This window comes from Bacillus sp. FCW2 (assembly GCF_021228595.1).
GTDB lineage: Bacteria > Bacillota > Bacilli > Bacillales > Bacillaceae > Bacillus > Bacillus velezensis.
On record NZ_CP089436.1, the window covers coordinates 1,481,123 to 1,501,610 of the forward strand.

Sequence of the window (20,488 nt, forward strand, 5' to 3'; positions counted from 1 at the left end):
TAATACACCACCGTTATTCTGTTTTAATACCACTTGTATTTAAATCTTTTTTCATAGCAGTAGCTAATCGTCCATCTTTTAACGATTCAGCGGTATTCTTCATAAATGGGCGAGGTTTTCCATAACCATAACCGTATTTATCTGGATACGTGTACCCTTGACCAGTCTCAACAACCGTGGCAACATCCTTACCGTTGTCTTCACGGGTATTGTCTAATGAAATTCCGTTAGATTCATTTTGAATGACGAAGGAGTCCTTCAAAAGAGAAGTACGTTCATATACAAGAGGATCGTATGTGTCATATACATCAGATTGCACATGCTCTTGACCTGTTTTAATCATCGTATTTTTTGTGCTGGATTGTTTTTGAACGGCTTGCTTCGCGGCAAATTCAATTAGTGCTGCTATTTCCTTTATGTTCTTGGCCATTATTCAGCCTCTTGTTCATTTTCAATCTCTTCGACCCTATTAAGGATGAGTTCATTTATTTCTTTTTTAGACATGTTGGAAAATTTGTCTAAACTCATCTTCATCATTTTTGCTGCTTTTTCAAGTTTCTCTATACTTTCTTCAGGAAAGCTTTTAATAATCATTGGGAAATATTCGGAGTCTATTAATTTAACAAACCACTTAACCTTATTTTTGATATCGTTTGGAATGCCTAAGTCTGTAAATTCTTTTATTAGTGAAAAGTTCCCCCAATGAACAGGATTGATATCTTCAAACTTAATTCCTGCTTCTTTTGCCTCTTCTTGATCCGTAATTAATTCAGTAAGCATTTTGGTTAAGCGGGTAGGGGAGAAGTAAGGGTAAATATAAACATGAACGTCATCGGTAAGTTGCACTCGTTCTTTCTTGTCATATTTGCTTACACTTTCTTCGATCAACCCAAGATTTAATTTTTTCGATGCCATCTCATTTCCTCCTTATATATCCTCTGAACTCATTAAAAAAGACACCTCAAAAGGGGAGAGGTGTCTAAATAAAACTTGTATTTTATTTATAATCTTCTTTTAGAACTTTCTCTGTATAAGCTGGGTTATTTGTAAATAGTCCATCCACTTTCAACTTAAGCATTTTGGATGTGAGTGCTCTTTCTTTATCAGCGTTAAAAAACACATGTACTTTCATATTGTTTTTGTGGACTAAATCAACAAAACCTTTATCAACAAATTTTGCATTAGGGCCAACAACATTAGAATAATTTTTTATTTCGTTTAGCTTTGATTTGCTCATCGGCTTAATGTCTTCATCTTTCAAAAGTTGAACAAGAGGAACATCATTGTTTAGCTTATGTAACTTCTTTAGACTTTTGTCACTAAATGACTCTAAAACAACTTTGTTATTAGCGATTAGTTTATTTTTAGAGAGTATGTCAATTAACTTTTTCTCCATTACCAATTTGCCTTTGTTGTTTGTTCTAGTCTCGATATAATACTTTGTTGTTTGTCCAAACTTCTTAATGATTTCTTCAATCGTTAAGATCTTTTGTCCTTTTCTAGTATGTAGCTTTTTAATCTGGTCTAATGTAAGATCTTCAACTTCTCCTTTACCGTTTGTGGTTCGATCAACAGTCTTGTCATGGTTTGCGACTAGGTGACCGTCTTTGGTTTGTCGTAAATCAATTTCAATGTAGTCTGCTTTGTCTTTTATTGCTCGTTCATAGGAGAGTAGGGTATGTTCTGGCTCAATTTCCGAGGCGCCTCTGTGTGCAATCATTAGCGGCTCGTATTTTTTACTGCTTCCTTTCCCATAACCTAAAGCTGATGAATCAACTTCGTTAAATGAACATCCTCCTAGTATGGCTAAAGCAATAGTTAATGTTATCAATTTTATTTTTTTCATGACCTAAAATTATCATAATTAGGTAGTTGGTTCAATATATTTCTTTCCAACAATTTCTTCGTACTGTTCTGGTGTAATTTTTCCTTTTACTACAGCTTGCGCTACTCGATATTCATCCCACACACCATTGCCGTCGTTGTAATAATCTTTTATAAGTTCATACCAATTCATTTAAAGTACACCATCCATCATTAGTTGATATGTTAAGTCACTTAATTGTTTTTTAACCTTTTCAGCTTCCGATGGCTCGGGGTCAAGTGGTTTTAAGCTGTCAATGTATTCTTTCGATGCTGACTCAATCCATTTTTTTGTTTTAGGGTTGAATTCGGGAATATAAAGACCATCGGATGGAGCTATTATAGTGCAATTATCAGGAATTGGACTATCGTCTTCAAGCACAACAGGGGATTCATAAATATAATTTTCGTCATATTTGTATACTTGCATCATAATATTCTCCCTACACGGCCTTAAAACTAAAGCCGAAACTAATGTAATCATTGGGTTTGGAGGTATTTGTACAACTTTCTATAATAACTCTTCCTTCAGTATCAACAAGCGTTCTGTGAGTCTGAGGTATTCCTGACATTCCTGCTTGGGAAGCTACACCAACCCATTGAAACGCTCTTCCAGGCCTGTATCCTTCAGGCAAAGTGAATGCTGCCACTCCAAAACCAATCGTTCCTTTTGCTATAGCTCCCTCTACAAAAACAGTCCCCGTTGCATCCTTTGTATACCGAGTTTTAAACACTGTTTGGTCTGTTGAGTTAACATCTGTGTAATTAACCCATCCATTCTGTAAAGTAGGAGTGTACCATGTTATTGAGGAAAGCTTGGTATCAGTATAGGTTTTAGCTGAGTTGAGTGCAGCAGTAGCTCGGGTCTGTGCTCCGTCAGTCGTTTCATGTGTTTGCCACGTAGTCCAAGTTAAATCGCTTTTCCTAAATCGGAAATAAGTATGTGTTCCGTAATATGCTTCTAAAGCAAATTGGGCTACTGAATCACCATAATTCATGACAACTAAATAGACATTGGACAAGTTAGCAGGGGAGTGAAGACCCTGGTTGGCGATTAAATAAAACCCGGTGGTAATCAAATCGTTGTATTCGGTTTTTTCGGAGCTACCTTTGTAGAATACTTTCCCATCATCGGCAGTGAGTTTGAAAAGTTGAGCAGCGTCCCATCTATCCCGATCAGATTTATTGATATGGACATTAGTGTCATTTAGGTGATCATCAAAATCACTTTTAGCAGCTTGTTTTACGTTGACTACATTCCCAAGCCCAACCTGTTCAGCAGTAACCTTATGAGGATTTGATTGATCGTTAGTATGTTCAGCTAAAATGGACTTTGACCTTTCATCAGAGCTGTTCCAATAACTGCGCTCATCCTTTGTGATATGTCGATCGAGGTCTGCATTGTGAGCGTCAAAATCAATTTTTGCTGCTTGTTGAACATTATCAACCTTAGACAAACCAACTTGGCTTTTAGTAACTGCATGAGGATTTTTCTTATCGTTAAGATGGTCATCAAAAGCAACTTTTGTGGCTTGCTCTTCATTTATTACATTTGATAATCCGACTTGTTCTTTAGTCACATGATGTGGATTCTCACTGTTTTGAATATGCATTTTTAAATCAAAATTCTGCTTTTCCATAAACTCATCAACTTTGTCATTCAAGCGTTTTTCATGATCAGACATATGAGATTCAGTTCTGAAAAATTGATCTTTAAGATTATTAATTTGCTCATTGTTTTGTTTGAGCTGACCTACAAATTTACTACTACTCATTAACTCACCGCAATTCCTTTAATCGTTACATCTCCATTTACGGAAACAACCTCAACCATGAATTTGAAAAGCCCTGCAATATCAAAATCCCAGATTTCATTTGTATTCAATGTGCCCGTACCTAATTGAAAATCAGTTTTGTTTGTTCCAGCAATTTCTGTCTTTTCACCATTTTCATCTACGGCAAAGAATTTTATTTCTCTTGAAGTTGAGGAACCAGAGATCTTAACAGTAATATCCCGATAATGTGATACTACAAATTCTTCACCTTCAGACGGGGCAGTTGTTGCTTCGTGGAATGTAAAGGTTGCTTTATCTGGAATGGTTTTTAAAATATTTGCATCGGTTTCTGTCAACAACTCCACCTCCTAAATCTGTTTAAAAACTGACTTTTATTTAAAAAGGAGAGGGGAAGAATCCCCTCAAATTATTTAGCTTCAAATACTCTTACGTCTCTGTCAGTACCGTCATTGATCACATAGACATAAAGTGTTTTACCAGCAGCGACAGGAACTGAAAAAGGTTTGTCACCAGCTGTCAATGGGATACCTGTATCAGCAGTCACAATAGAGTTTCCAATGTAAATCGTGCCTTCTGCAGGAGGATAAATAGTAAGTGCTGTTCTGTCAGTGATACCTGCGGTAACTTTTTGAGCTGTTGAAGTAACAGTGAATTTATCCGTTTTAAAAGAGGAGAAACCAGGATCTCTTTCATTCAAGGTCACGGAAGGGGATTGTACTTGGATGCCTTTGATAGCATCTAAACCAGCTTGAGGGAAGTCAACTTGTAGAGGCTTTTCTTGTGATTTGAGATGAATGTCAGTTACTAAACCACCGTTTCCATCATCTCTAGCTGAAGATTTTACGCCATCGAAATCATTAAGTTTTGCTGCCATTAAAAATCACTCCTGTAAAATTAATTGCCAACGTCTACGGATTTAGTTTGAGTTTCTGTATCAGGGTCAGGATCTGGAGTGGCTACATTATCATCTCTGCTCGCTTCAATAACAACGGCCATCTCGTCTGTGTCAGTGTCGGCCAGTGCTTCAAATTTAATTTCTGGAGCTAATGCATTACCGTTTTCGAGGGACATTTCAAACTCACCTGAAGGGGATACGTTAGGGAATTGAATGTAGATATCGCTATAGACCTCTTCGGTATCAGGGTTATACGCAATTGTACGGTACTCAACTTCATATCGCTCAGAGAATTTACTTGCTTTAATAGCGAGCCGTCTGCCGATTTTGTTAATCTGATATACAGCTGTTAATTTCTCTTTTGTACCAGCAAATCCTGTAGGGATTAAATACGTGCCATCTGTAGATACAGGCGTCTTATAAGTCAATCCTTTTTTGTTGAAGAAGGTTACATCACTTACCGGTTTACCTTTAAGTGTAACCGCATTTTTGTCATCAACAATTAGACCATGTTCACGGTCGAAAACCTGAACTTTTGCTTCTTCCTCAATTGTTTCACCTTGTGTCATTGCTAACCACTCTAAGTCGAAATATGCATTCTTGACAGTAAGATTGATTTCTTTTTCAGACTTCAAGATATAAAGCGGTTTATTTCCGATACCACCACGAAGTTTTTCTTCGGAGATGGCCTGGGAGAATGAAGCTGTTTGTGCTTCTGCTGTGAATACAAGCTGACCATCAGATTTTCTTCTGAAATAAACATCAGCTGTATCTTGAATAACTGTTTTCATCTATAAATTTCCTCCTTAAAATAAAAAAAGGAACAGCTTTTAGCTGCCCTTAGAAAAACCTTTGGTCTCTTTAATAAATTTATCTCGGCTTATGTAATGTTTCTCTTCCTCAAATAAATCAATGTGTTTATCCCAGTTCACAATGTTTTTACCTGCTTCTGGTGAAACTGTAGCAAAGAGGGCAGAAGTGTCATATTGCTTGAATCGAGCAATCCGATGATAAGTCATATAAAGTTGAAACAGGGTCATGTCATTAATGTCTTTATAAAGGTAGCCTGTATAAGTCGACACTGTGCTAATGATATCTGCCATATCAACTGAATCACCATCTCGACTCTTGACTCTTTTGCTTCGCTCATTAGCTTTTTGAATTTCAGGATTGGAGCTTATTTTTTCTTCCTTCAAACAACACATTTTTAATACAAGTTCTCTAATGGAATCGAAGTTTTCAGGAGTAAGCTTATCCAGTATTTCTTCTCCATTGAACATTTTAGAAAACACTGTGCTATAGGCTTCTTGAAAATTAGGAAGGGCACCCGAAATTTCATAAAGAGTCATTTTTTTTAATTCAGCAACAAGCTCATCAAGTTCCCCGAAACGATTAACATCTTCTTTGTTATAAACGTAAATGATCTCTTTTTTGGACATTTTGATTAGCCTTAAATAATTGGCTAACTGACCGTACTCTTTAACTTTAATGAATCTGCATTCACCAAGTTCTGTAGAGATAGGTTCTCCAGTAATGAAAAACTCCATATCAATCATTTCATAGCTCCGAAAGTGAATATTAATTTGTATCCCAAATACCCTTCAGGTGCGTTCGATATGAGCAGTCTAGTGTATTTAACATTTTTACCGATGCCAGCAAAATTTTGATTGAAGAGCATGTTACAAATACGATCAGTAATTTTCAGGTTCCTGAATTCAGTCTCCTCATAAGTGTTAATGTGTGTATAAACATCAATCATCAAGTCTTGATCTAGTAGCATCACACTTTGGGTTGAGGGTTTAGGGATTCCATTACCAAGATAGACACAAAGCCTGCAAATTGGTTGATCGGTTAAATCATCAGTTTTGGGAGCACGTTTGATTATGGAGCTTAATATCGATGGGGAATCATCAACTGGATCATAATAATTTTCCAATGTCTGAACGTCAGGGAGAGAAGAGGAGAGAGGGTCATCTTTATAATATAAAAGACGATTCAATTCTGTATCATTCATAATAGTTCTGAATACAGTTGTCATATGTTCGACCATCATACTCATTCGCTATCACCTCCAACTTTCTTCTTGGCTATAAGTTTAATTGTCCCGATGTCTCCATAGACCTTGGAGTAGTCTATATCATTGACTTGGTAGGTTTCACCAAAGAAAGTAAGAGTAAGGCCAATTTTTAATTTTTCATGTACAAAATAAGGGATTGTAATATTTGCTTGTCCATCTGGAAGATTTACTGCCAATTCAGTTCCATTTATCGAAGTAGACCTTTCAAAAATACAGGGAACTTCAGTCTTTTCACCTGGAATATTTTTGTAAATTGGCTTACCCGTTATTTCGTTAACCTTACCTGATTCAACAGACTTGTCATCTGAGGTTAGAGTGAATACAGCACCGCATATTTTGATCTCGGCCTTCTTATATATTTTGTTACTATGAGGAAGCGAAGTGATGAGCCATGTTTCGCCGTTATATTTAACCACACCACCACAATAAATGTCAGATATTTCACCTAATATATATTTAGAAGTTCCATCACCACTAGAATACTTTGAAGTAATCATTACTGTTTTTTCAATTCCATCAATCGTAACTTTCTCAGATTCAAAACCTTTTAGACCTTGCTTGAAAATGAGCTTTCCATCATGCAAAAGCTTCTCATTAATGTTAATCTTGTGATAATTACTGTAATCCTTCAATTGAATCACCGTCTGTCAATAAGCAATCATTAAGCCTGTTTAACTCACCACTTACTGTTAAAATAATGTCTCTGATTTCTATAAGGTCAGGGTCACTCAGTAGCTTTTTGTTAAGGTATTTCTCCAATTTGAAAAGTACTGAAATGTTTTTCTTGCTGAGCGTATTGCAATACACGTCTAATTCTTCAATCTTAATTTGTCCATTGTTTAATACCGATTTAACTTGAATCATACTCATAGATAATCCACCGCAGCATTTAATATCAAACGCTCAATTTCGTTTTTCTGTTCAACTACACTTTGTTTAAGTGAATTGATCTGTGTGCCAAAGTTCTTAATACCCACATCATTCGTGAAGGGTTGCCATGTATTCTCAAACAAGGTCTTTTTATTTAACAAAAAGATGTATCTCAAGAAGTGTGCAAGAATAAGAATATCATCCTCAGATAATTCTCTGCTTACAGTTTCTGTTGAATCATCAGCTTTTAAATTGTCTCTCAATCTGTTATTGAAATGAAGGATTGCATTTCGAATTGATTTATAAATGTCCTCTTCTTCTTGAGGAACATCAAAATCAGATGTTTCACAGTTGTTTAAAAAGGTTTCCCATATTTGATCATAAGATGTCATAAAAACCCCTCCTCTTAGTCAAAGAGAAGGGAAGGATCAGCGACTCCCATCCAATCAGCCAATACTTTTAATTTACCTGCAGCAATGTCATCGCTAAATTCTGAAGCAACATCAATAATAAATTGCTTCTCAGAATCGACCGTGATTTTATCGAGCTTATTTTTAAGTTGAGCAATATTGCCCGATTTAATCATCTTTTCTATTTCTTCTTTAGTGTGAATATTGTTTTCATAAGCCTCTGATTCAACAATAGAGTCTTTAATCTCTTTTGTTGTTTCATTGTCATCTACAATAACTAATTCACCTTTATCAAAACAAACGCTATTCATTGTGAGCCACTCAACAACTTCTTTTGGGACTTCTTTAATATCAACCTTACCATTTTTGCTTCCAGCCCAGGTATATTGTTTATGTCCACCATCACCAGTAAATCCAACAAAATAAGATGTGCTTCTGTGTCGAGCTAACTTAATTTTCTCAGTCAAAATCATATCCTCCTAAAAAATCCTCATATTCGATTTAAATTGATACTGCAGCTTGTTCTTCAATAATTCCGATCGCTTCTCCAAACAGAAGATTAACAGAAGCATCTTGAACAATTTTCATCTTGATTCTTTCATCTTCAATATCTTGCTCTGTCAATTGACGCAATCCGCCATACTCAACAACAGAAAATGGTTTCTGAGAAACGCCGCCGGCAAACATATATCCTTTATTGACAGGGAGTTCAACTTTGCTATTTGTATCGTCAGTAAATGGGTTAGTGAGGTTGACAGCAGTTGTTCTACCGATTGTAGCAGGGTTTAATGCAGTAAGGAGCTCTCCTTTAATTTCTTCTGTTAAGAAGTTCTTATACGTTGAGTCTGTTCCTTGTTGGATTGCGAAGTAGTCAATGAGAAGGGTGTCAGCTACGAAGATAGGCTTCCCGCCATAACGTTGAAGCACAGAGGCTACTTTGTTGTATTGTTGAAGAGTAAGGTTTGAGCCTGTTTGAACATTTTTTGCAGGGATTTTACCTGCTGTAATTGCACTTGCAGTTAATTGATGAATTTTATCGAGGTATAGACGGACTTTAGCATCTGCAATATCATTCACCAATTTATTAAAGTAAGTAATTGAATCTGTTACGAGGTCTAGAGGCTCATAGTAAAAACCTGTTGACATAGTTTTTGGAACGGCTGGAACAGTTTCTTGACCTTCAACACGAACTAAATCAACGCCAGAACCTGTAGCAGACCAAATGACTTTTGCTTTATTCTTTTTCGGAATTTTAATTTGTTTAATATTACCTCGTTTTTCTTGCTGAACATTGGCTAAAAGGGAGAGTAACTCAGTTACTTTTGGTTTTGCAATTTCATCAGCTTGTTCAACGACAAGGTTATTAAATTGATGGAGCATGGAAGGATCAGGTGTCGTTCCGCCATCGCCAAACACTTTCTTAATGTAAGTTTGGATATCAGCTTGATCTGTACCGTCCATTTTGTTGTTTAATACACGGCTAAACAAGCCTTTGATTTTCACAGTATCTAATTTCATTTGAATACTCCTTTTATTGAAATTTATTTGTTATGGATTAAGCTTCAATTACTTCTAGGCGAACAAGTTTTTGCCCCATTGTGTAAACAAGGTCATCTTCGTTATTTACAACCAGGAACTTTGCAGAAGAATCAGCATAATCTTCATGAGGTGATGCGGGATCACTAAGAATATATTTTTGAGTAGCAATATCAAAGTGTGCCACTTGACCTTGTTTAACCTCGGTTACGGCCGCATTTAATGAAAATGCAGAAACATCAAAACGAGTATAAGCTGGTTCAAGGATAACAATTCGAGCATGTTCTCCTACACCGTTATAAAAGTCTCGCATTGATTCACCAAGATACCGTGCTTCAGGGGAAGCAATTAAATATGCTTTTTTTGTTTTATCTGATAGCTTCGCAGCTGTTCTATTTCCCTCAGCGTCAAAACCTAATTCAACAAGCATGAAGTTGTCGATATCTGATCCAGTCACTTTTGCACCGTGAGCAACTGTTTTGATTTTTAAAGAATTCAAGTTTCCAGTAGTATGATTACCTACTTCAGTAAGGGCTTTTTGTAATCTTGTAGCCATTTTTTATTCCTCCAAGTTTAAAATTTATTGTGAAAAGCGGGATTCAAATGAGTCATCATTAGGGATTAGATTTTCCCGTTTACTTGAAAATTCTCTAATGGTTGTATTTGTTTCAGCAGGAGTACTAACTAAATCAACTAACATTGTGTTAAGTTGTAATACAGCTTTTTCACCTTCCTCATCTTGTTTAATAGAAGCATGAATAAGGTTTTGCACTGCTTCTGAACTGAATTTATCCTCGGCCTTTAGAGCTTCAAATTTAGCTTTGTAAAATTCATTTTTCTCATTCAATTTTTGCTCAAATAAAGCTTTCTCGTGCTTTTCTTTAAAAGGCTTCAATTGCTCCACTTCAGAGTTCAGTTGGATAAGCTTTTCACTAGCAGAGTTGAATTGCTGTTCAACCTCTGCTTTATCCTTATTGATTTGATTTACTTGTTTCGTCAAATCCTTAATCTGTTCTTCTTTCTGGTTAAGTTGTAATTGAACAGATTCAGGAACAACTTCCTCCCAGTTCCGCGTCATGAACACTTCGGTTTTACTTTCAAAATCAATTGAAACAACTTCGCCTGTTCTGGTGTAATCAAACTTATAGTATTTGTCATAACTATTTTCATCTGCCCAACTATAAACGTTTGCGATGAAATATGTATCGTAAACGTCTGCTATATATGAATCTGACTCTTTGTCAAGAGTAGGGTCTAGTTGACCATAAAGCAATGTTCTAATGTCTGAATGAGATAATTCAAACACTTTCTTAAATTTATCCACGGTTTCACCTTCCTTTTGATTTTCTTTACTTGCTGCTTGAAACACTAATTTTTCGAATCGCTGTAGTTCATTAAAGCTTAGAAGTTTAGAAGATTCGTAAGCTGGGAGGACAACATCATGTTCGCCTCGCTTTTCGGAATTTAAAATTGCATGTCCAGCCAAATAAACAGGGGATTGAATAACCTCAATACCATCCTGTACTGTATAGTTTGAATATAAGATTTCGCAGCTTGTGTTGATATTGATCCCTCTGCTATACCATTCTTGTAGTAACTCACAGGCATCATTAAAACGAGACCTCCACAATACAGCATCTGCTGCAAGAACTTCTTTTTTTCCATCTGGTGTATCAATTTCCATTATGTATCCTTCAGAAGTGAAAACTCCAATTGGAGTTGTGTCCAACTTTACTTCAAGTTCGCCATGCTTATCTGTTCCTAAATAGGCTTCATGAGAACCAAGTGCATCTGTTGAAGTATTTATATCTTCAACTTCATGATATTTGGCAACGATGGGCTTATTAATAATAGTAGGGGAGGCTTCCAAGGCTACTTCTTTGGGGATTATTGTGTTGTTATGTGATACTTCAAAATCAAATATGATGAAGGTACAAGGTAACTTTGTTGGATCATCTGATTGTCTAATTTCATTAAGCTGCAACTGGCATGATCGTTTCTTTTGCTTCTTTGTCAAATGAAATTCACCCCCTTTCAAAAGAGAACACTATTCAGGCGTATTGTTTCCATCAGATGTTCTTGATTTTATTGTATTTTCATTTGTAGGAGTTTCGGTTGAAGATTGTTCAGATTCTCCATTGTTTGAAGAGCCATCACCCATTGTGTAGGATGTTTGGTATGGTTTAATTTTATCTTGGAGTCTAAGCTCTTCAGTTTCATAAAGAGTTTGTTCGAGATAGCTCTCCCAGGATACTCCAGCTAAGTTGTCAATTACATGCTTAATAGACCAGCCTTTATCGTTTAATTTAATTAGGATATCCATTTTCTCTTTCAGAGTGAGCGGCTTGTCTTTATCATAATTCATATAATAGTTGTCTTTTTGACTGTCCGGTAAGACAAGGTTGAATAGCTTTTGATAAACCTCTTGTTCAATATCCTCCATTAAAACGCCAATCCGCTTATAAAATGTATCTAAATTTAATGATGATGTTGCGTAGTTACCTCCATCACCATTCAGGAGGGATCCGGACAAGCCGTAAGCAGATTGAATGTCGCTATTAATATGATTGAATTTTGCTCCATCTAATCCATCTGCTTTAACATCTGGAAAGTTGATGTCAGCAAAGTCAGGGATTGATACTACGGTCACTCCATCTTTTTGGTTTTTTTCTAAAGCTGACTTAACTCCGCCATGAATTTTTTGTTTAACTGCTTTAGGCAACTTCATGTTTGTATATTCTCCGTTACCTTTGTCTGTACCAATTGTTAATACTGCAACAGCGTTAATAATCTTATTTGCAATAGACCTCTCGACATCTTTAAGTTTCTTTTTGTGAAGCACATCATATAGACCTGGGGTAACCCAAGATGTTCCCAAGCCTTGATTTCTCTTTAGTGTTCCTGTGCGTAGTGGGAAAGTTCTCTCTTGCGGCAATTCCTTGTATCGATATTTCTCTCGATCTTTCACGAAGTTTTCATAATCGCTTTGTTTAATAAAAGGGGAGAGGCTTTTTAACAATTCATTCCTGCGATCAACTTTATACTTAGTGAACATCTCCATGTCAACTACACATACCCAGTCTCCATTTCTCCTAAAAGAGGGAAACACATATTTAATCTCATCAAAGATAAACGGATAGGGACTCTTATCGTCTCCAAGCCATATACCAACAAGAGTGCCGGCTGTAGCAACCTGTTTTAACAAATCTCTAGTAAGTCTTTTATGTTTGACTTTATGTAAGGATTTATTTAAAAGGGAAATATGCTTATCTGAAGACTTAGCTTTATAAAAGGAATCAATTTTATAGTTGAGGGTAGGGAGGGCTTCAATCAATTCAAACAGTTGGTGAATCTCTGCAGTAGAAATGTAAAAGTACTCTGCAAGATCTTCGATTTCTTCTTGAAATTGATCGGGGTTAGAAAAATAGTTTTTTAATTGTTCGGCCTCAACTTCCGTAACAATGCCACTGGAAAACATATTCGAGATAAAGCCAGAAGCAAATGTAGCAGTATAAGTTGAATAGTCATTCAGCATTTGCTTATACTCTTCTGATTCAATGTCAACTTTATTTAAGGAAACCATGTTTCACCTCATTTCTTTTAAAAATAGACCAGCTCATCTTCAACGTCATATTCAGTTTGTTTGTTTAACTGTCTTTCTAATACTGTGGCAATATAATTGCCATAAGCCACTGAGCTATATCTGTCTTTTCGTTTACTTTTTGGCTCTTTAAGCTTAACTTGTCCATTATCGCTATATTCAGCTTCTAAGTTGATCATTTCATTTATTAGAAGTGTAATCTGAGCATAGCTTGAAAGGAATTTCCCTTTAACCTCAGGGGATAAGCCTTCATAGCCTTTAAATCTTTTCAGGTATTCTTTTCCTTCATTTTCATTGATAGGGATTTTGATTTTCCCTCGTTTGAATCCATCTTTGAGTAATACCGCAATTTCACTGTTTAATTGTGCATTACCTTTAATGCTATAAATTACTTTTTCAGCATTTTGATAAGTACAACGCTCAGCCATTCTTTCATCGTTAATGCATGAAAACGGCTCATATTCTTTAGCGCGTTCTTTATCATATAGAGGCTGACATAATGCATCATACACGCCAAGCCCGATACTTTGAGTATCTAATACAATATAGTCGCAATCATAGTCTTCGTATATTTGTCGAATTCTTGTTGCTTGAGTCCCTGTATGACCCCCTACAATGCTTTCCATGTATACGATATGACGATCATATCCATTGGAGTTTGGAATCAGTCTGAATACTGTGTAAACACTGGCATCGTTATCCTTACCGGCCATTCCGGCGATGTCATTACTTACCAGTCTAATCTCTCCTGGTTTCTTGGATTCATATTTGAAGTTGGAATCCTTGATTAAGCTATAATAGTCTGGAGGGAAGAGGGGAGAAGCAAGTTTCCGGTTCTTTTCAATGTCTTCAAATTTAAAATAAGCTTTTTCAGATTCACCAAACCAGAGAGCTTCCATTTCCATTGACCAACCAATAGGATCGAAGTCTTCTTCAGCCATTTCATCTCGCACCTGATCTTTATCCAAAAGACCTTCCTTTATTGCGATTTGATAAGGGAGGCCACAAACAAAGTATTTAGAACCTTTCATCATTGCATTGTAGTATGTAATGAACCTGTTAAATGACCAATGAACTTTATACCAACAGGATGAGAGGTAAATTTCTTTGTTTCGCTCTTTGAGATGAGCATATTCTTCTTTTTCAAGATATTTAGGAGAACGGGGAGCTGTTAGGAATTTTCGGAGTACTTTACTGATGATTTCAAAATCAACCATCCTGAATTCATCTACAATGAGGAGGTTTGCGCGTTTGGAACGTGCGCCATCATTTGAGGCGACGATTTTAATCCAGCTGCCGTTATGAAACTCAACTTTAGCGTCATTTGTTGAGGTTTTTAAATCTTCTATTTCTCTCCTTAAATTAGGCGATTCTTTACGTAAGTCATCAATTTTCTCTATGACTTCACGAGCTTGTCCTTTTGTCCCCGATGCAATAACTATTTTAGTACCTGGGAAAAGAATAGCTTGCACACAGCAGTATACAGAGGTTAACCAAGTTTTACCCTGACCACGACTGGCCAAATACATAAAATAATGGTTATGTACCATCATGTAAATTAAAATACATTGGAACAATTTAAGCGTAATGCCCAAGTATTCTTTTACGAAACGATGTGGATTTGCTCTATAGAATGAAGTCCATGCACCAATACCATCCATTAATCGTTCGGATTTTGATTTCTTTTTAAAGTTGTTTCCCTTTTTAAAGATATTAATTCCTCGACTATGCTTGTTGCGATCTGTTGTAAAATTTTTATGTGAGGTCATTTTCTCGTTCCTCTTCTTCTGTAACAGGTTCTTCAACAGTGTGCTTATTCATTTCTTCCCAATATTCATCTGAATATTGATTTTTCAGACCAAGCATTCGGGACAGATGACCAAGGAAAAACACCTTAATGTATTTACCAATTTTATCAGGATCTTTCCACCTAGGCTCTGGCTCAGGTATTGGTCTCTCATTCTCATATTTTTTTATCAAGGTTCCAAAAGACTCTTGCTCAACTCCACTTGCTCCAGTTTCTTGAACCGGTTTTAAATTACTTGAGCCAAGTAAATCTTGAAGAGTTTTTTGCTGCTGATCGACTTTTTCACCATTCTCCCGCCGTTTGCGGATATCTAGCCGCGTCAAACATATTTCATTTATAAGAAGTTCCATTCCTTTAGAGTCACATTCATACCTATTCGTGAAATCAATATATTCATTTTGAAGCCAAATGTAATCTTCAACATCAAGACCACGACCCCAGAATTGCATTAATTCATTTATGTCTTCCTTAGATATATCTTCTGTACTTTTAGCGAGTAATAACTGTGTTGTGTATTCTTGTTCTTCTTCAAAGTCAAATTCACTGTCTGCCCAAGTTTTTGACTTGTAATCTTTCATTCCGATATTCTTCATATACGTACCTAACACATTGCCATCTGATTTTTTCTTGGAAACGGATTCGTTAACAGCAGAAACCCACAAGTCGTAAACAAATGGGCGATCAATCATCCTTAAGATGTTTTGTACATTCTTCAAGTTATCTTTGTCTTTTTGGAATTCGTTTTGGAGACAACTCTTACACACTGATAGTTTGCCGGTTGCAGCATTAAAAGCGGATTCAGAAATATAATATTGATTGGCATTTTGTTCTTTGCCGCAGCATGAGCATTTTATTTTTTCAGCAGACATATCTCACCTCCATAAAGTTAGTTGATGTAAACACGTTTTATAAAACGCCCAGTAATAGAGCGGAAGGGGGTACCGCAATCATCCTGGGCGTTCTAAAAAGGTATTTAAACTAAAGAAGAGAGGACTTCATCATGATGAAATCCTCCTTTGATCTCAATTCCTAATTTTTTAATTGTTTTGAGTTGATCTTTAGTAACAGTACTGTCGATATAAACGCCATTCGGAAAATGGTTACCTTCTAAATAATTGGCTGAGATAATAGTACAACTAATTCCTTTTTCTTTGGCTAAGTCTTTGTAAACCTTTTGATGAGCACCTACAAGTAAAGGAATATTATTCTCTTGTGATAGCCTAAGAAGAAGAGTTGTTTTACCTTTACCTCTCTGAGAACCATTTACCAGCAGCATTTTGGGTGCATTTTTATGAAACTTTTCTTGTAGTGATTTATCCACGTCATTAAAAACAACTTTCATTCGCTTGGATGGAGGTTGGATTTTCTCTCCAAAAATAGTTAAATGAATAGCTTCTAATACACGCTTAATCTCAGAATCACATCTGTATCCAGACTGTTTTAACTCTAAGAGGGTTTCTAAATGTTTATTTAAGTATTTAAAATCTTCAGTCGTCATTTTTTGTCTTCATCCTCAATCGTTTTTAATATTACTTTAATAAACCTTCAATAGCTCCTAGGCTCACAACTGTCTCATAAGGTGAATAGTGTTTTGCTGCCACACTCATGTTTCTTAAATCATCTATGGCAATTCTTTTATTTATAAAAGCTTCTCTATGAGTCTCAATAATATATTTAGGATCAGCAAATGGCTTACTTACAGTATTACAAGTCACTTCTTCATAAACAGCAGGAATTGAATCCAACAGATACTTATAATCACACAGCTCTTTCATTAATTGTTCTTTGTTAATATTTCCTGTTCCATCTTCAATGATTTCCTTCCAGAAAGACTCGTAAACATCTTTGTAATCAGCCACTTACACTGCTCCAATCTGAATAAAATTAAAGTTTTATCAATAGTGAATTTTGAAGAATTCGTTATCTAATGGGTTTACTTTAAAAATCAAATCTAAACCTGATACTTCTCCACTAACACCTTTAAGTTCTGCTCTAGAAATAATTTCGACATTGTTAAATTCTAAAGTAACCTTGTGTGACTTTGTTGTCTCAATATGGCGACCAATTGTTTCAGCTAATAATTTGAATTCAGAGCGAGGAGTCTCTTTTAAAACTGAAATATATTGTTTCTTCCCTAACTTTGATTCAAAGGAGGTAGGGGCTTTATAATCGCCTAAAAATTTAAGTACATCAAAGTTTAACAGAGCGTTCTTCGCAAAAATCAAATACGTTTCATGTTCATCGCTATAAAAGATTTCAACATCTTGAAGAGATGTTAAATCAATTAAAGACTCCTCAGTTGTTTTATCATACAAGTGAAGGTTATAAACTTCGTGCATTGCTAATTCCAAATTTATTCTCTCCTTTGAAACAAAGACTCAGTAATTGTCCTCTTAAATTCTTCCGAAAATTGCTCCCAATAAATTGAAAGTTCATTAATAAATGAAGTAACGTTCATTATTTAATCCTCCTTTTGGTAATGCAGTACACGTTCAGATAATTCCTTATGTATCAATCGAAGGGAAGTTCTAAGAGAACCTAAATTTCTACTTAATTCACCGAAAACACAACTTAAACTATGATAAGCTTTAAAATCCCTCTTATTAAATGAAGTAGTAATAAAGATTTTGAGATTGTCCATTTCAGATGAGATTAATTTATTAATATTTGACAAGTATTTAATTTCATTCATGTCTTGAGTATTTATCATCTTCATGTACTCACACAGGGATTTGGCGATAGTTTTGTATGCCGGATGATTTCCTTCCTTGCGTAGTTCAGACAGCTTACTTAAACAATTACCGATATTATCTTTGATGAAATCTTTATTTTCCATAATCGTTCTCCTTAAAGCGATTGGTCGCAACCCTATATTTCATTCTTAAATCTAATTATGTATGTAGCCTCAATACCTGCATCATCAAAAACCATAAATTTTTGAGAAGGCTTTGTTCCAAACCGACCTTGCATAGCATAATCATCTGCACCGACAAGCGCTCCATTTACAACAACCGTTGTGCTGCCGTACTCTTTTTCATAATTGTGATGAATATGACCACCGAATATGTAAGAAGGGATGTAGCCAAGTAATTGAGGTAATCGTGTTACGCACTGATCAACACGATCGTAGTGTCCGTGTACAAACACGACTTCCTGATTGTTGATTTTAGCGGGGATGAATCCGTCTTGCTCAGGTTCAATGGAGATGTTCTTTATGTTCTTCAATCTGGCTTCGAGGTACCAATTAATGAGGTATTCAAAGTTTTCTTTAATCCCTATATCATTTTTAGAAGGGGAGAGCCGACCGTGATTGCCTGCTACGTTGTAGAACTTAACTTCTTGAAACTCACTTGCCAACATCGCTAAAACCTCGGCAAGCGTTTCTGATACATATTTAATTTGTTCTACAGCATCTTCATTGGCCTGAACTCTTGTAGACACATGAATAAGACCTCCGATTAAATCCCCGAGATTTGCTACATGCAGTGTGGAAACATGATTCTGTTTACCATACTCAATCACTTTGTTCGTGAGATGTTCTACACGCTCATTAAAAATTTCTTTATTGAATTTGTTAATGCGGTTGTCGATTTCCATTCCGAAGTGCCAATCACTGAATAGTGCAAGCCCATGTTTTTCAGCAATAGCGGGGGATGGGAAGGTGAAGCGAAGGGGTCTTTTTGACTCTAAAGATGCAATAGCTTGTACGACATCATCTTTAATTTGTTCAAACCGTGCTTGATTGGCAATGAATTTCCGGTATTCTCTTTTTTGATCTCGTGCTTTGATTGTTTGTTTTTCGGATTCAATGCGAATTTCTTCATGTTTTTGTTGAACTTCTTTGTTCATATTCTTTGAGATAAAGTAATCGTGCCAGCGCTCAAATTGTTTAAAGTCTTTACGCCATTTGCTTTCATCATAGTTGGTTCCCTGATCCTTGTTTAAAAGGGCAGCAATTGTTTGTGTATCAATGTGATAAGTGTCTTTGTTTTTGAAAAGTCTGATATGATAATCAGTAAATGATTCGTCTTTTTCTCGTTGTAAAACAGTATCTAAAATAGCTGTCATTCAGTCACCACCTACTCAGAAAGTCCTTCAGTTTCTTGAGGAACAACATCACTGTCACTTTTTAACGTGAAATCAATTGGATCTGTTTTGCTTTCAAGCTCTCTTAGGTATTTAGATAATGAGTGAATGTGTATGCCATCACCTTTATGCTCAATAATTTGATCTTCATCAACATTTACAGTGCAGTTCTTAAAAGAATACTCTTTCTTCCCTTTAGCCAAATTAAATTCCTCCAATATGTGTTTTATTTACGTTCAATAAGCTCCTTCGGAAGCCCGATGATCCGAAGCATCGGTAACGTCCGAAAAGGGGATATAAGGAGATGAAAAGATAAGTCGGATAGGCGTTGGGGAAACGCCCGAAGGAGACTATTGATAACTTGCGTACCGGAAGGCTCGTAAGCACATTCCGGATGATCCATAGTAAAACGCAAGCACAAAAAGACCTCGCCACAGGGTGCGGAAGCCTCGTTCTGATTGCGTTATTTGTCGTCTACTAATTTAAATCCAGGCTCTAATACGAGCTCACCGTACATGTCGAGAGATGCGACAAATACTTCGCGACCTTCATGATCTTTTCCAAAATATTCTTCAGTGTCTTCGTTAAGGATAGCATCGATAATCTCGCCCCACTTATTATATACCGTGTCATCATACATAACTTTAACGCGAATATTTGTGTCCATCTTTTTCGTCCTCCCTTGAAAATTATACGAAATTAGCGTTTCCTTACATATTATTCATTAACCCAAGTAGGTACGCAAAATCGACAGGGAATACGCTGATTACGGATTCATCGATCGAAATCTTTGTAAGTCGAAAATAACAAAAGACGCCAAATAACGTCTTCAGAAACTCCTTGTACATCAAGGTACATGAGCATAAAAACCGGATTCTCCTTCTACACCTGGCAGATGAGCTATGACAACAAATATTACACGCTTTCCGGAACGTATTTAAAGTCCCCACCGGCGGAGAATTCACGGTTGTCTCGTGAACTGCTTAGTATCGCTCTATCAAGCATCACCTTAAAAGAGCTTGCACGTTAGCTGTTTATAGATATTTAAAAATATAAGAAGGAAAGACCCATTATAAGCCTTCTCAATGGCATTTTCAGTCTCTCTTGTCAGGTTACACGCCTTATTGAGAAACAAAGCGTCTCAAACGCTCGCCATTTATTTTGCACAGTCTTCTCTGACCCGTGTAAGGAGGTATGTGCATGGGGTTAGGCTCCATTCAGAAAATTGAATGAGAAGTAGCGAATAAAATAGCGAATATGTTTCTAAGTGAAATTGAAAAGGCAAGACCGAAAATAATCCTTTTCTGTGAAATGGGAGCGGTGATCAAGCGCTCAAAAGCCATTTCACTTATTTTACGAGGGTATGTAATTACAAAGCCTCGCTAACCCGGAAAAATTTTTGATTACCTCTAATAAGCAACAAAGCTTACAAGGGCATTATTTAAAGGGAAGGGAGACGCATCTGCCTTACCTAAGTGCAAGCCGAAGCAGTACACCGCAATTAATATTCAGGCTACATGTCACCCATAGTAAGACTGTGATGGGAT

At 36.2% G+C, this 20,488-nt stretch carries 28 protein-coding genes and 1 pseudogene; all 29 read right to left on the reverse strand.

Annotated features, from left to right (window positions below):
- Window positions 1-13: 13 nt before the first annotated feature.
- On the reverse strand, window positions 14-430 hold the full coding sequence (locus tag K3G25_RS07490) for a hypothetical protein (RefSeq protein WP_062623495.1): 417 nt from the start codon (window positions 428-430) through the stop codon (window positions 14-16).
- The gene (locus K3G25_RS07495; protein ID WP_062623494.1) at window positions 430-915 is read right to left on the reverse strand and encodes a hypothetical protein; all 486 of its coding nucleotides are present in this window, start codon (window positions 913-915) and stop codon (window positions 430-432) included. Before K3G25_RS07495 ends, K3G25_RS07490 begins: the two co-directional genes overlap by 1 nt.
- A gap of 82 nt (window positions 916-997) precedes the next feature.
- The gene (locus K3G25_RS07500; RefSeq protein WP_071181785.1) at window positions 998-1,846 is read right to left on the reverse strand and encodes a glycerophosphodiester phosphodiesterase family protein; all 849 of its coding nucleotides are present in this window, start codon (window positions 1,844-1,846) and stop codon (window positions 998-1,000) included.
- Between the two features lie 18 nt (window positions 1,847-1,864).
- Complete coding sequence (locus tag K3G25_RS07505) at window positions 1,865-2,017, reverse strand: XkdX family protein (RefSeq protein ID WP_014470095.1); 153 nt, start codon at window positions 2,015-2,017, stop codon at window positions 1,865-1,867.
- The gene (locus K3G25_RS07510; RefSeq protein WP_232489643.1) at window positions 2,018-2,296 is read right to left on the reverse strand and encodes a hypothetical protein; all 279 of its coding nucleotides are present in this window, start codon (window positions 2,294-2,296) and stop codon (window positions 2,018-2,020) included.
- 10 nt (window positions 2,297-2,306) lie between these two features.
- The gene (locus K3G25_RS07515) at window positions 2,307-3,638 is read right to left on the reverse strand and encodes a pyocin knob domain-containing protein (protein ID WP_110124742.1); all 1,332 of its coding nucleotides are present in this window, start codon (window positions 3,636-3,638) and stop codon (window positions 2,307-2,309) included.
- A complete protein-coding gene (locus tag K3G25_RS07520) occupies window positions 3,638-3,994 on the reverse strand; it encodes a hypothetical protein (protein WP_014470098.1) in 357 nt (118 codons plus the stop codon). The genes K3G25_RS07515 and K3G25_RS07520 overlap by 1 nt, the downstream gene beginning before the upstream one ends.
- A 71-nt stretch (window positions 3,995-4,065) precedes the next feature.
- A complete protein-coding gene (locus K3G25_RS07525; protein ID WP_110124743.1) occupies window positions 4,066-4,533 on the reverse strand; it encodes a hypothetical protein in 468 nt (155 codons plus the stop codon).
- 20 nt (window positions 4,534-4,553) lie between these two features.
- Complete coding sequence (locus tag K3G25_RS07530) at window positions 4,554-5,345, reverse strand: hypothetical protein (RefSeq protein ID WP_072589304.1); 792 nt, start codon at window positions 5,343-5,345, stop codon at window positions 4,554-4,556.
- A 39-nt stretch (window positions 5,346-5,384) separates the two neighbouring features.
- Entirely contained in the window at window positions 5,385-6,110 is a 726-nt protein-coding gene (locus K3G25_RS07535) for a hypothetical protein (protein ID WP_110124744.1), read from the reverse strand.
- Window positions 6,107-6,613 carry a hypothetical protein gene (locus K3G25_RS07540; protein WP_110124745.1) on the reverse strand — a complete coding sequence of 169 codons (507 nt, stop codon included), beginning with the start codon at window positions 6,611-6,613 and terminating at the stop codon, window positions 6,107-6,109. Before K3G25_RS07540 ends, K3G25_RS07535 begins: the two co-directional genes overlap by 4 nt.
- The gene (locus K3G25_RS07545; RefSeq protein ID WP_110124746.1) at window positions 6,610-7,263 is read right to left on the reverse strand and encodes a hypothetical protein; all 654 of its coding nucleotides are present in this window, start codon (window positions 7,261-7,263) and stop codon (window positions 6,610-6,612) included. Before K3G25_RS07545 ends, K3G25_RS07540 begins: the two co-directional genes overlap by 4 nt.
- Window positions 7,247-7,501, reverse strand: coding sequence for a hypothetical protein (locus K3G25_RS07550; RefSeq protein ID WP_110124747.1), 255 nt, complete (start codon window positions 7,499-7,501; stop codon window positions 7,247-7,249). Before K3G25_RS07550 ends, K3G25_RS07545 begins: the two co-directional genes overlap by 17 nt.
- Window positions 7,498-7,893 (reverse strand): hypothetical protein, encoded by a 396-nt coding sequence (locus K3G25_RS07555; RefSeq protein ID WP_014472031.1) that lies wholly within the window; start codon window positions 7,891-7,893, stop codon window positions 7,498-7,500. Before K3G25_RS07555 ends, K3G25_RS07550 begins: the two co-directional genes overlap by 4 nt.
- A gap of 14 nt (window positions 7,894-7,907) precedes the next feature.
- Window positions 7,908-8,378 (reverse strand): hypothetical protein, encoded by a 471-nt coding sequence (locus K3G25_RS07560; RefSeq protein WP_041915576.1) that lies wholly within the window; start codon window positions 8,376-8,378, stop codon window positions 7,908-7,910.
- 34 nt (window positions 8,379-8,412) lie between these two features.
- Entirely contained in the window at window positions 8,413-9,429 is a 1,017-nt protein-coding gene (locus tag K3G25_RS07565; protein WP_110124748.1) for a hypothetical protein, read from the reverse strand.
- Window positions 9,430-9,466: 37 nt separating this feature from the next.
- Complete coding sequence (locus K3G25_RS07570) at window positions 9,467-10,003, reverse strand: hypothetical protein (protein WP_110124749.1); 537 nt, start codon at window positions 10,001-10,003, stop codon at window positions 9,467-9,469.
- A 24-nt stretch (window positions 10,004-10,027) separates the two neighbouring features.
- On the reverse strand, window positions 10,028-11,464 hold the full coding sequence (locus K3G25_RS07575; protein WP_110124750.1) for a DUF8531 domain-containing protein: 1,437 nt from the start codon (window positions 11,462-11,464) through the stop codon (window positions 10,028-10,030).
- Window positions 11,465-11,494: 30 nt separating this feature from the next.
- A complete protein-coding gene (locus K3G25_RS07580) occupies window positions 11,495-13,030 on the reverse strand; it encodes a hypothetical protein (RefSeq protein WP_110124751.1) in 1,536 nt (511 codons plus the stop codon).
- A 17-nt stretch (window positions 13,031-13,047) separates the two neighbouring features.
- Window positions 13,048-14,817 (reverse strand): terminase large subunit domain-containing protein, encoded by a 1,770-nt coding sequence (locus K3G25_RS07585; RefSeq protein ID WP_110124752.1) that lies wholly within the window; start codon window positions 14,815-14,817, stop codon window positions 13,048-13,050.
- Window positions 14,804-15,724, reverse strand: coding sequence for a hypothetical protein (locus K3G25_RS07590; protein ID WP_110124753.1), 921 nt, complete (start codon window positions 15,722-15,724; stop codon window positions 14,804-14,806). Before K3G25_RS07590 ends, K3G25_RS07585 begins: the two co-directional genes overlap by 14 nt.
- Window positions 15,725-15,828: 104 nt before the next feature.
- The gene (locus K3G25_RS07595) at window positions 15,829-16,353 is read right to left on the reverse strand and encodes a hypothetical protein (RefSeq protein ID WP_110124754.1); all 525 of its coding nucleotides are present in this window, start codon (window positions 16,351-16,353) and stop codon (window positions 15,829-15,831) included.
- A 31-nt stretch (window positions 16,354-16,384) separates the two neighbouring features.
- Window positions 16,385-16,714, reverse strand: a complete 330-nt coding sequence (locus K3G25_RS07600) for a hypothetical protein (RefSeq protein ID WP_232489644.1) — start codon at window positions 16,712-16,714, stop codon at window positions 16,385-16,387.
- Window positions 16,715-16,750: 36 nt separating this feature from the next.
- On the reverse strand, window positions 16,751-17,206 hold the full coding sequence (locus K3G25_RS07605; RefSeq protein WP_029974507.1) for a hypothetical protein: 456 nt from the start codon (window positions 17,204-17,206) through the stop codon (window positions 16,751-16,753).
- 110 nt (window positions 17,207-17,316) lie between these two features.
- Window positions 17,317-17,691: a hypothetical protein gene (locus tag K3G25_RS07610; RefSeq protein WP_029974508.1), complete on the reverse strand. Its 375-nt coding sequence runs from the start codon at window positions 17,689-17,691 to the stop codon at window positions 17,317-17,319.
- A gap of 32 nt (window positions 17,692-17,723) precedes the next feature.
- On the reverse strand, window positions 17,724-18,923 hold the full coding sequence (locus K3G25_RS07615) for a metallophosphoesterase family protein (protein ID WP_029974510.1): 1,200 nt from the start codon (window positions 18,921-18,923) through the stop codon (window positions 17,724-17,726).
- 11 nt (window positions 18,924-18,934) lie between these two features.
- Window positions 18,935-19,144, reverse strand: a complete 210-nt coding sequence (locus K3G25_RS07620) for a YonK family protein (RefSeq protein ID WP_029974512.1) — start codon at window positions 19,142-19,144, stop codon at window positions 18,935-18,937.
- Window positions 19,145-19,404: 260 nt separating this feature from the next.
- Window positions 19,405-19,608 carry a hypothetical protein gene (locus tag K3G25_RS07625; RefSeq protein ID WP_029974513.1) on the reverse strand — a complete coding sequence of 68 codons (204 nt, stop codon included), beginning with the start codon at window positions 19,606-19,608 and terminating at the stop codon, window positions 19,405-19,407.
- Window positions 19,609-20,281: 673 nt separating this feature from the next.
- Window positions 20,282-20,437: pseudogene (locus tag K3G25_RS07630) on the reverse strand (hypothetical protein); the annotation flags it as partial.
- Between the last annotated feature and the right edge of the window lie 51 nt (window positions 20,438-20,488).

What these genes read in the sequence shown, in the direction of transcription:
- K3G25_RS07525 (WP_110124743.1), bottom strand. Translation starts at nt 4,533, where the DNA reads ATGGCAGCAAAACTTAATGATTTCGATGGCGTAAAATCTTCAGCTAGA.
- K3G25_RS07615 (WP_029974510.1), bottom strand. Translation starts at nt 18,923, where the DNA reads ATGACAGCTATTTTAGATACTGTTTTACAACGAGAAAAAGACGAATCA.
- K3G25_RS07495 (WP_062623494.1), bottom strand. Translation starts at nt 915, where the DNA reads ATGGCATCGAAAAAATTAAATCTTGGGTTGATCGAAGAAAGTGTAAGC.
- K3G25_RS07625 (WP_029974513.1), bottom strand. Translation starts at nt 19,608, where the DNA reads ATGGACACAAATATTCGCGTTAAAGTTATGTATGATGACACGGTATAT.
- K3G25_RS07500 (WP_071181785.1), bottom strand. Translation starts at nt 1,846, where the DNA reads ATGAAAAAAATAAAATTGATAACATTAACTATTGCTTTAGCCATACTA.
- K3G25_RS07490 (WP_062623495.1), bottom strand. Translation starts at nt 430, where the DNA reads ATGGCCAAGAACATAAAGGAAATAGCAGCACTAATTGAATTTGCCGCG.
- K3G25_RS07585 (WP_110124752.1), bottom strand. Translation starts at nt 14,817, where the DNA reads ATGACCTCACATAAAAATTTTACAACAGATCGCAACAAGCATAGTCGA.
- K3G25_RS07570 (WP_110124749.1), bottom strand. Translation starts at nt 10,003, where the DNA reads ATGGCTACAAGATTACAAAAAGCCCTTACTGAAGTAGGTAATCATACT.
- K3G25_RS07530 (WP_072589304.1), bottom strand. Translation starts at nt 5,345, where the DNA reads ATGAAAACAGTTATTCAAGATACAGCTGATGTTTATTTCAGAAGAAAA.
- K3G25_RS07550 (WP_110124747.1), bottom strand. Translation starts at nt 7,501, where the DNA reads ATGAGTATGATTCAAGTTAAATCGGTATTAAACAATGGACAAATTAAG.
- K3G25_RS07595 (WP_110124754.1), bottom strand. Translation starts at nt 16,353, where the DNA reads ATGACGACTGAAGATTTTAAATACTTAAATAAACATTTAGAAACCCTC.
- K3G25_RS07610 (WP_029974508.1), bottom strand. Translation starts at nt 17,691, where the DNA reads ATGGAAAATAAAGATTTCATCAAAGATAATATCGGTAATTGTTTAAGT.
- K3G25_RS07515 (WP_110124742.1), bottom strand. Translation starts at nt 3,638, where the DNA reads ATGAGTAGTAGTAAATTTGTAGGTCAGCTCAAACAAAACAATGAGCAA.
- K3G25_RS07555 (WP_014472031.1), bottom strand. Translation starts at nt 7,893, where the DNA reads ATGACATCTTATGATCAAATATGGGAAACCTTTTTAAACAACTGTGAA.
- K3G25_RS07535 (WP_110124744.1), bottom strand. Translation starts at nt 6,110, where the DNA reads ATGATTGATATGGAGTTTTTCATTACTGGAGAACCTATCTCTACAGAA.
- K3G25_RS07565 (WP_110124748.1), bottom strand. Translation starts at nt 9,429, where the DNA reads ATGAAATTAGATACTGTGAAAATCAAAGGCTTGTTTAGCCGTGTATTA.
- K3G25_RS07590 (WP_110124753.1), bottom strand. Translation starts at nt 15,724, where the DNA reads ATGTCTGCTGAAAAAATAAAATGCTCATGCTGCGGCAAAGAACAAAAT.
- K3G25_RS07510 (WP_232489643.1), bottom strand. Translation starts at nt 2,296, where the DNA reads ATGATGCAAGTATACAAATATGACGAAAATTATATTTATGAATCCCCT.
- K3G25_RS07540 (WP_110124745.1), bottom strand. Translation starts at nt 6,613, where the DNA reads ATGAGTATGATGGTCGAACATATGACAACTGTATTCAGAACTATTATG.
- K3G25_RS07580 (WP_110124751.1), bottom strand. Translation starts at nt 13,030, where the DNA reads ATGGTTTCCTTAAATAAAGTTGACATTGAATCAGAAGAGTATAAGCAA.
- K3G25_RS07505 (WP_014470095.1), bottom strand. Translation starts at nt 2,017, where the DNA reads ATGAATTGGTATGAACTTATAAAAGATTATTACAACGACGGCAATGGT.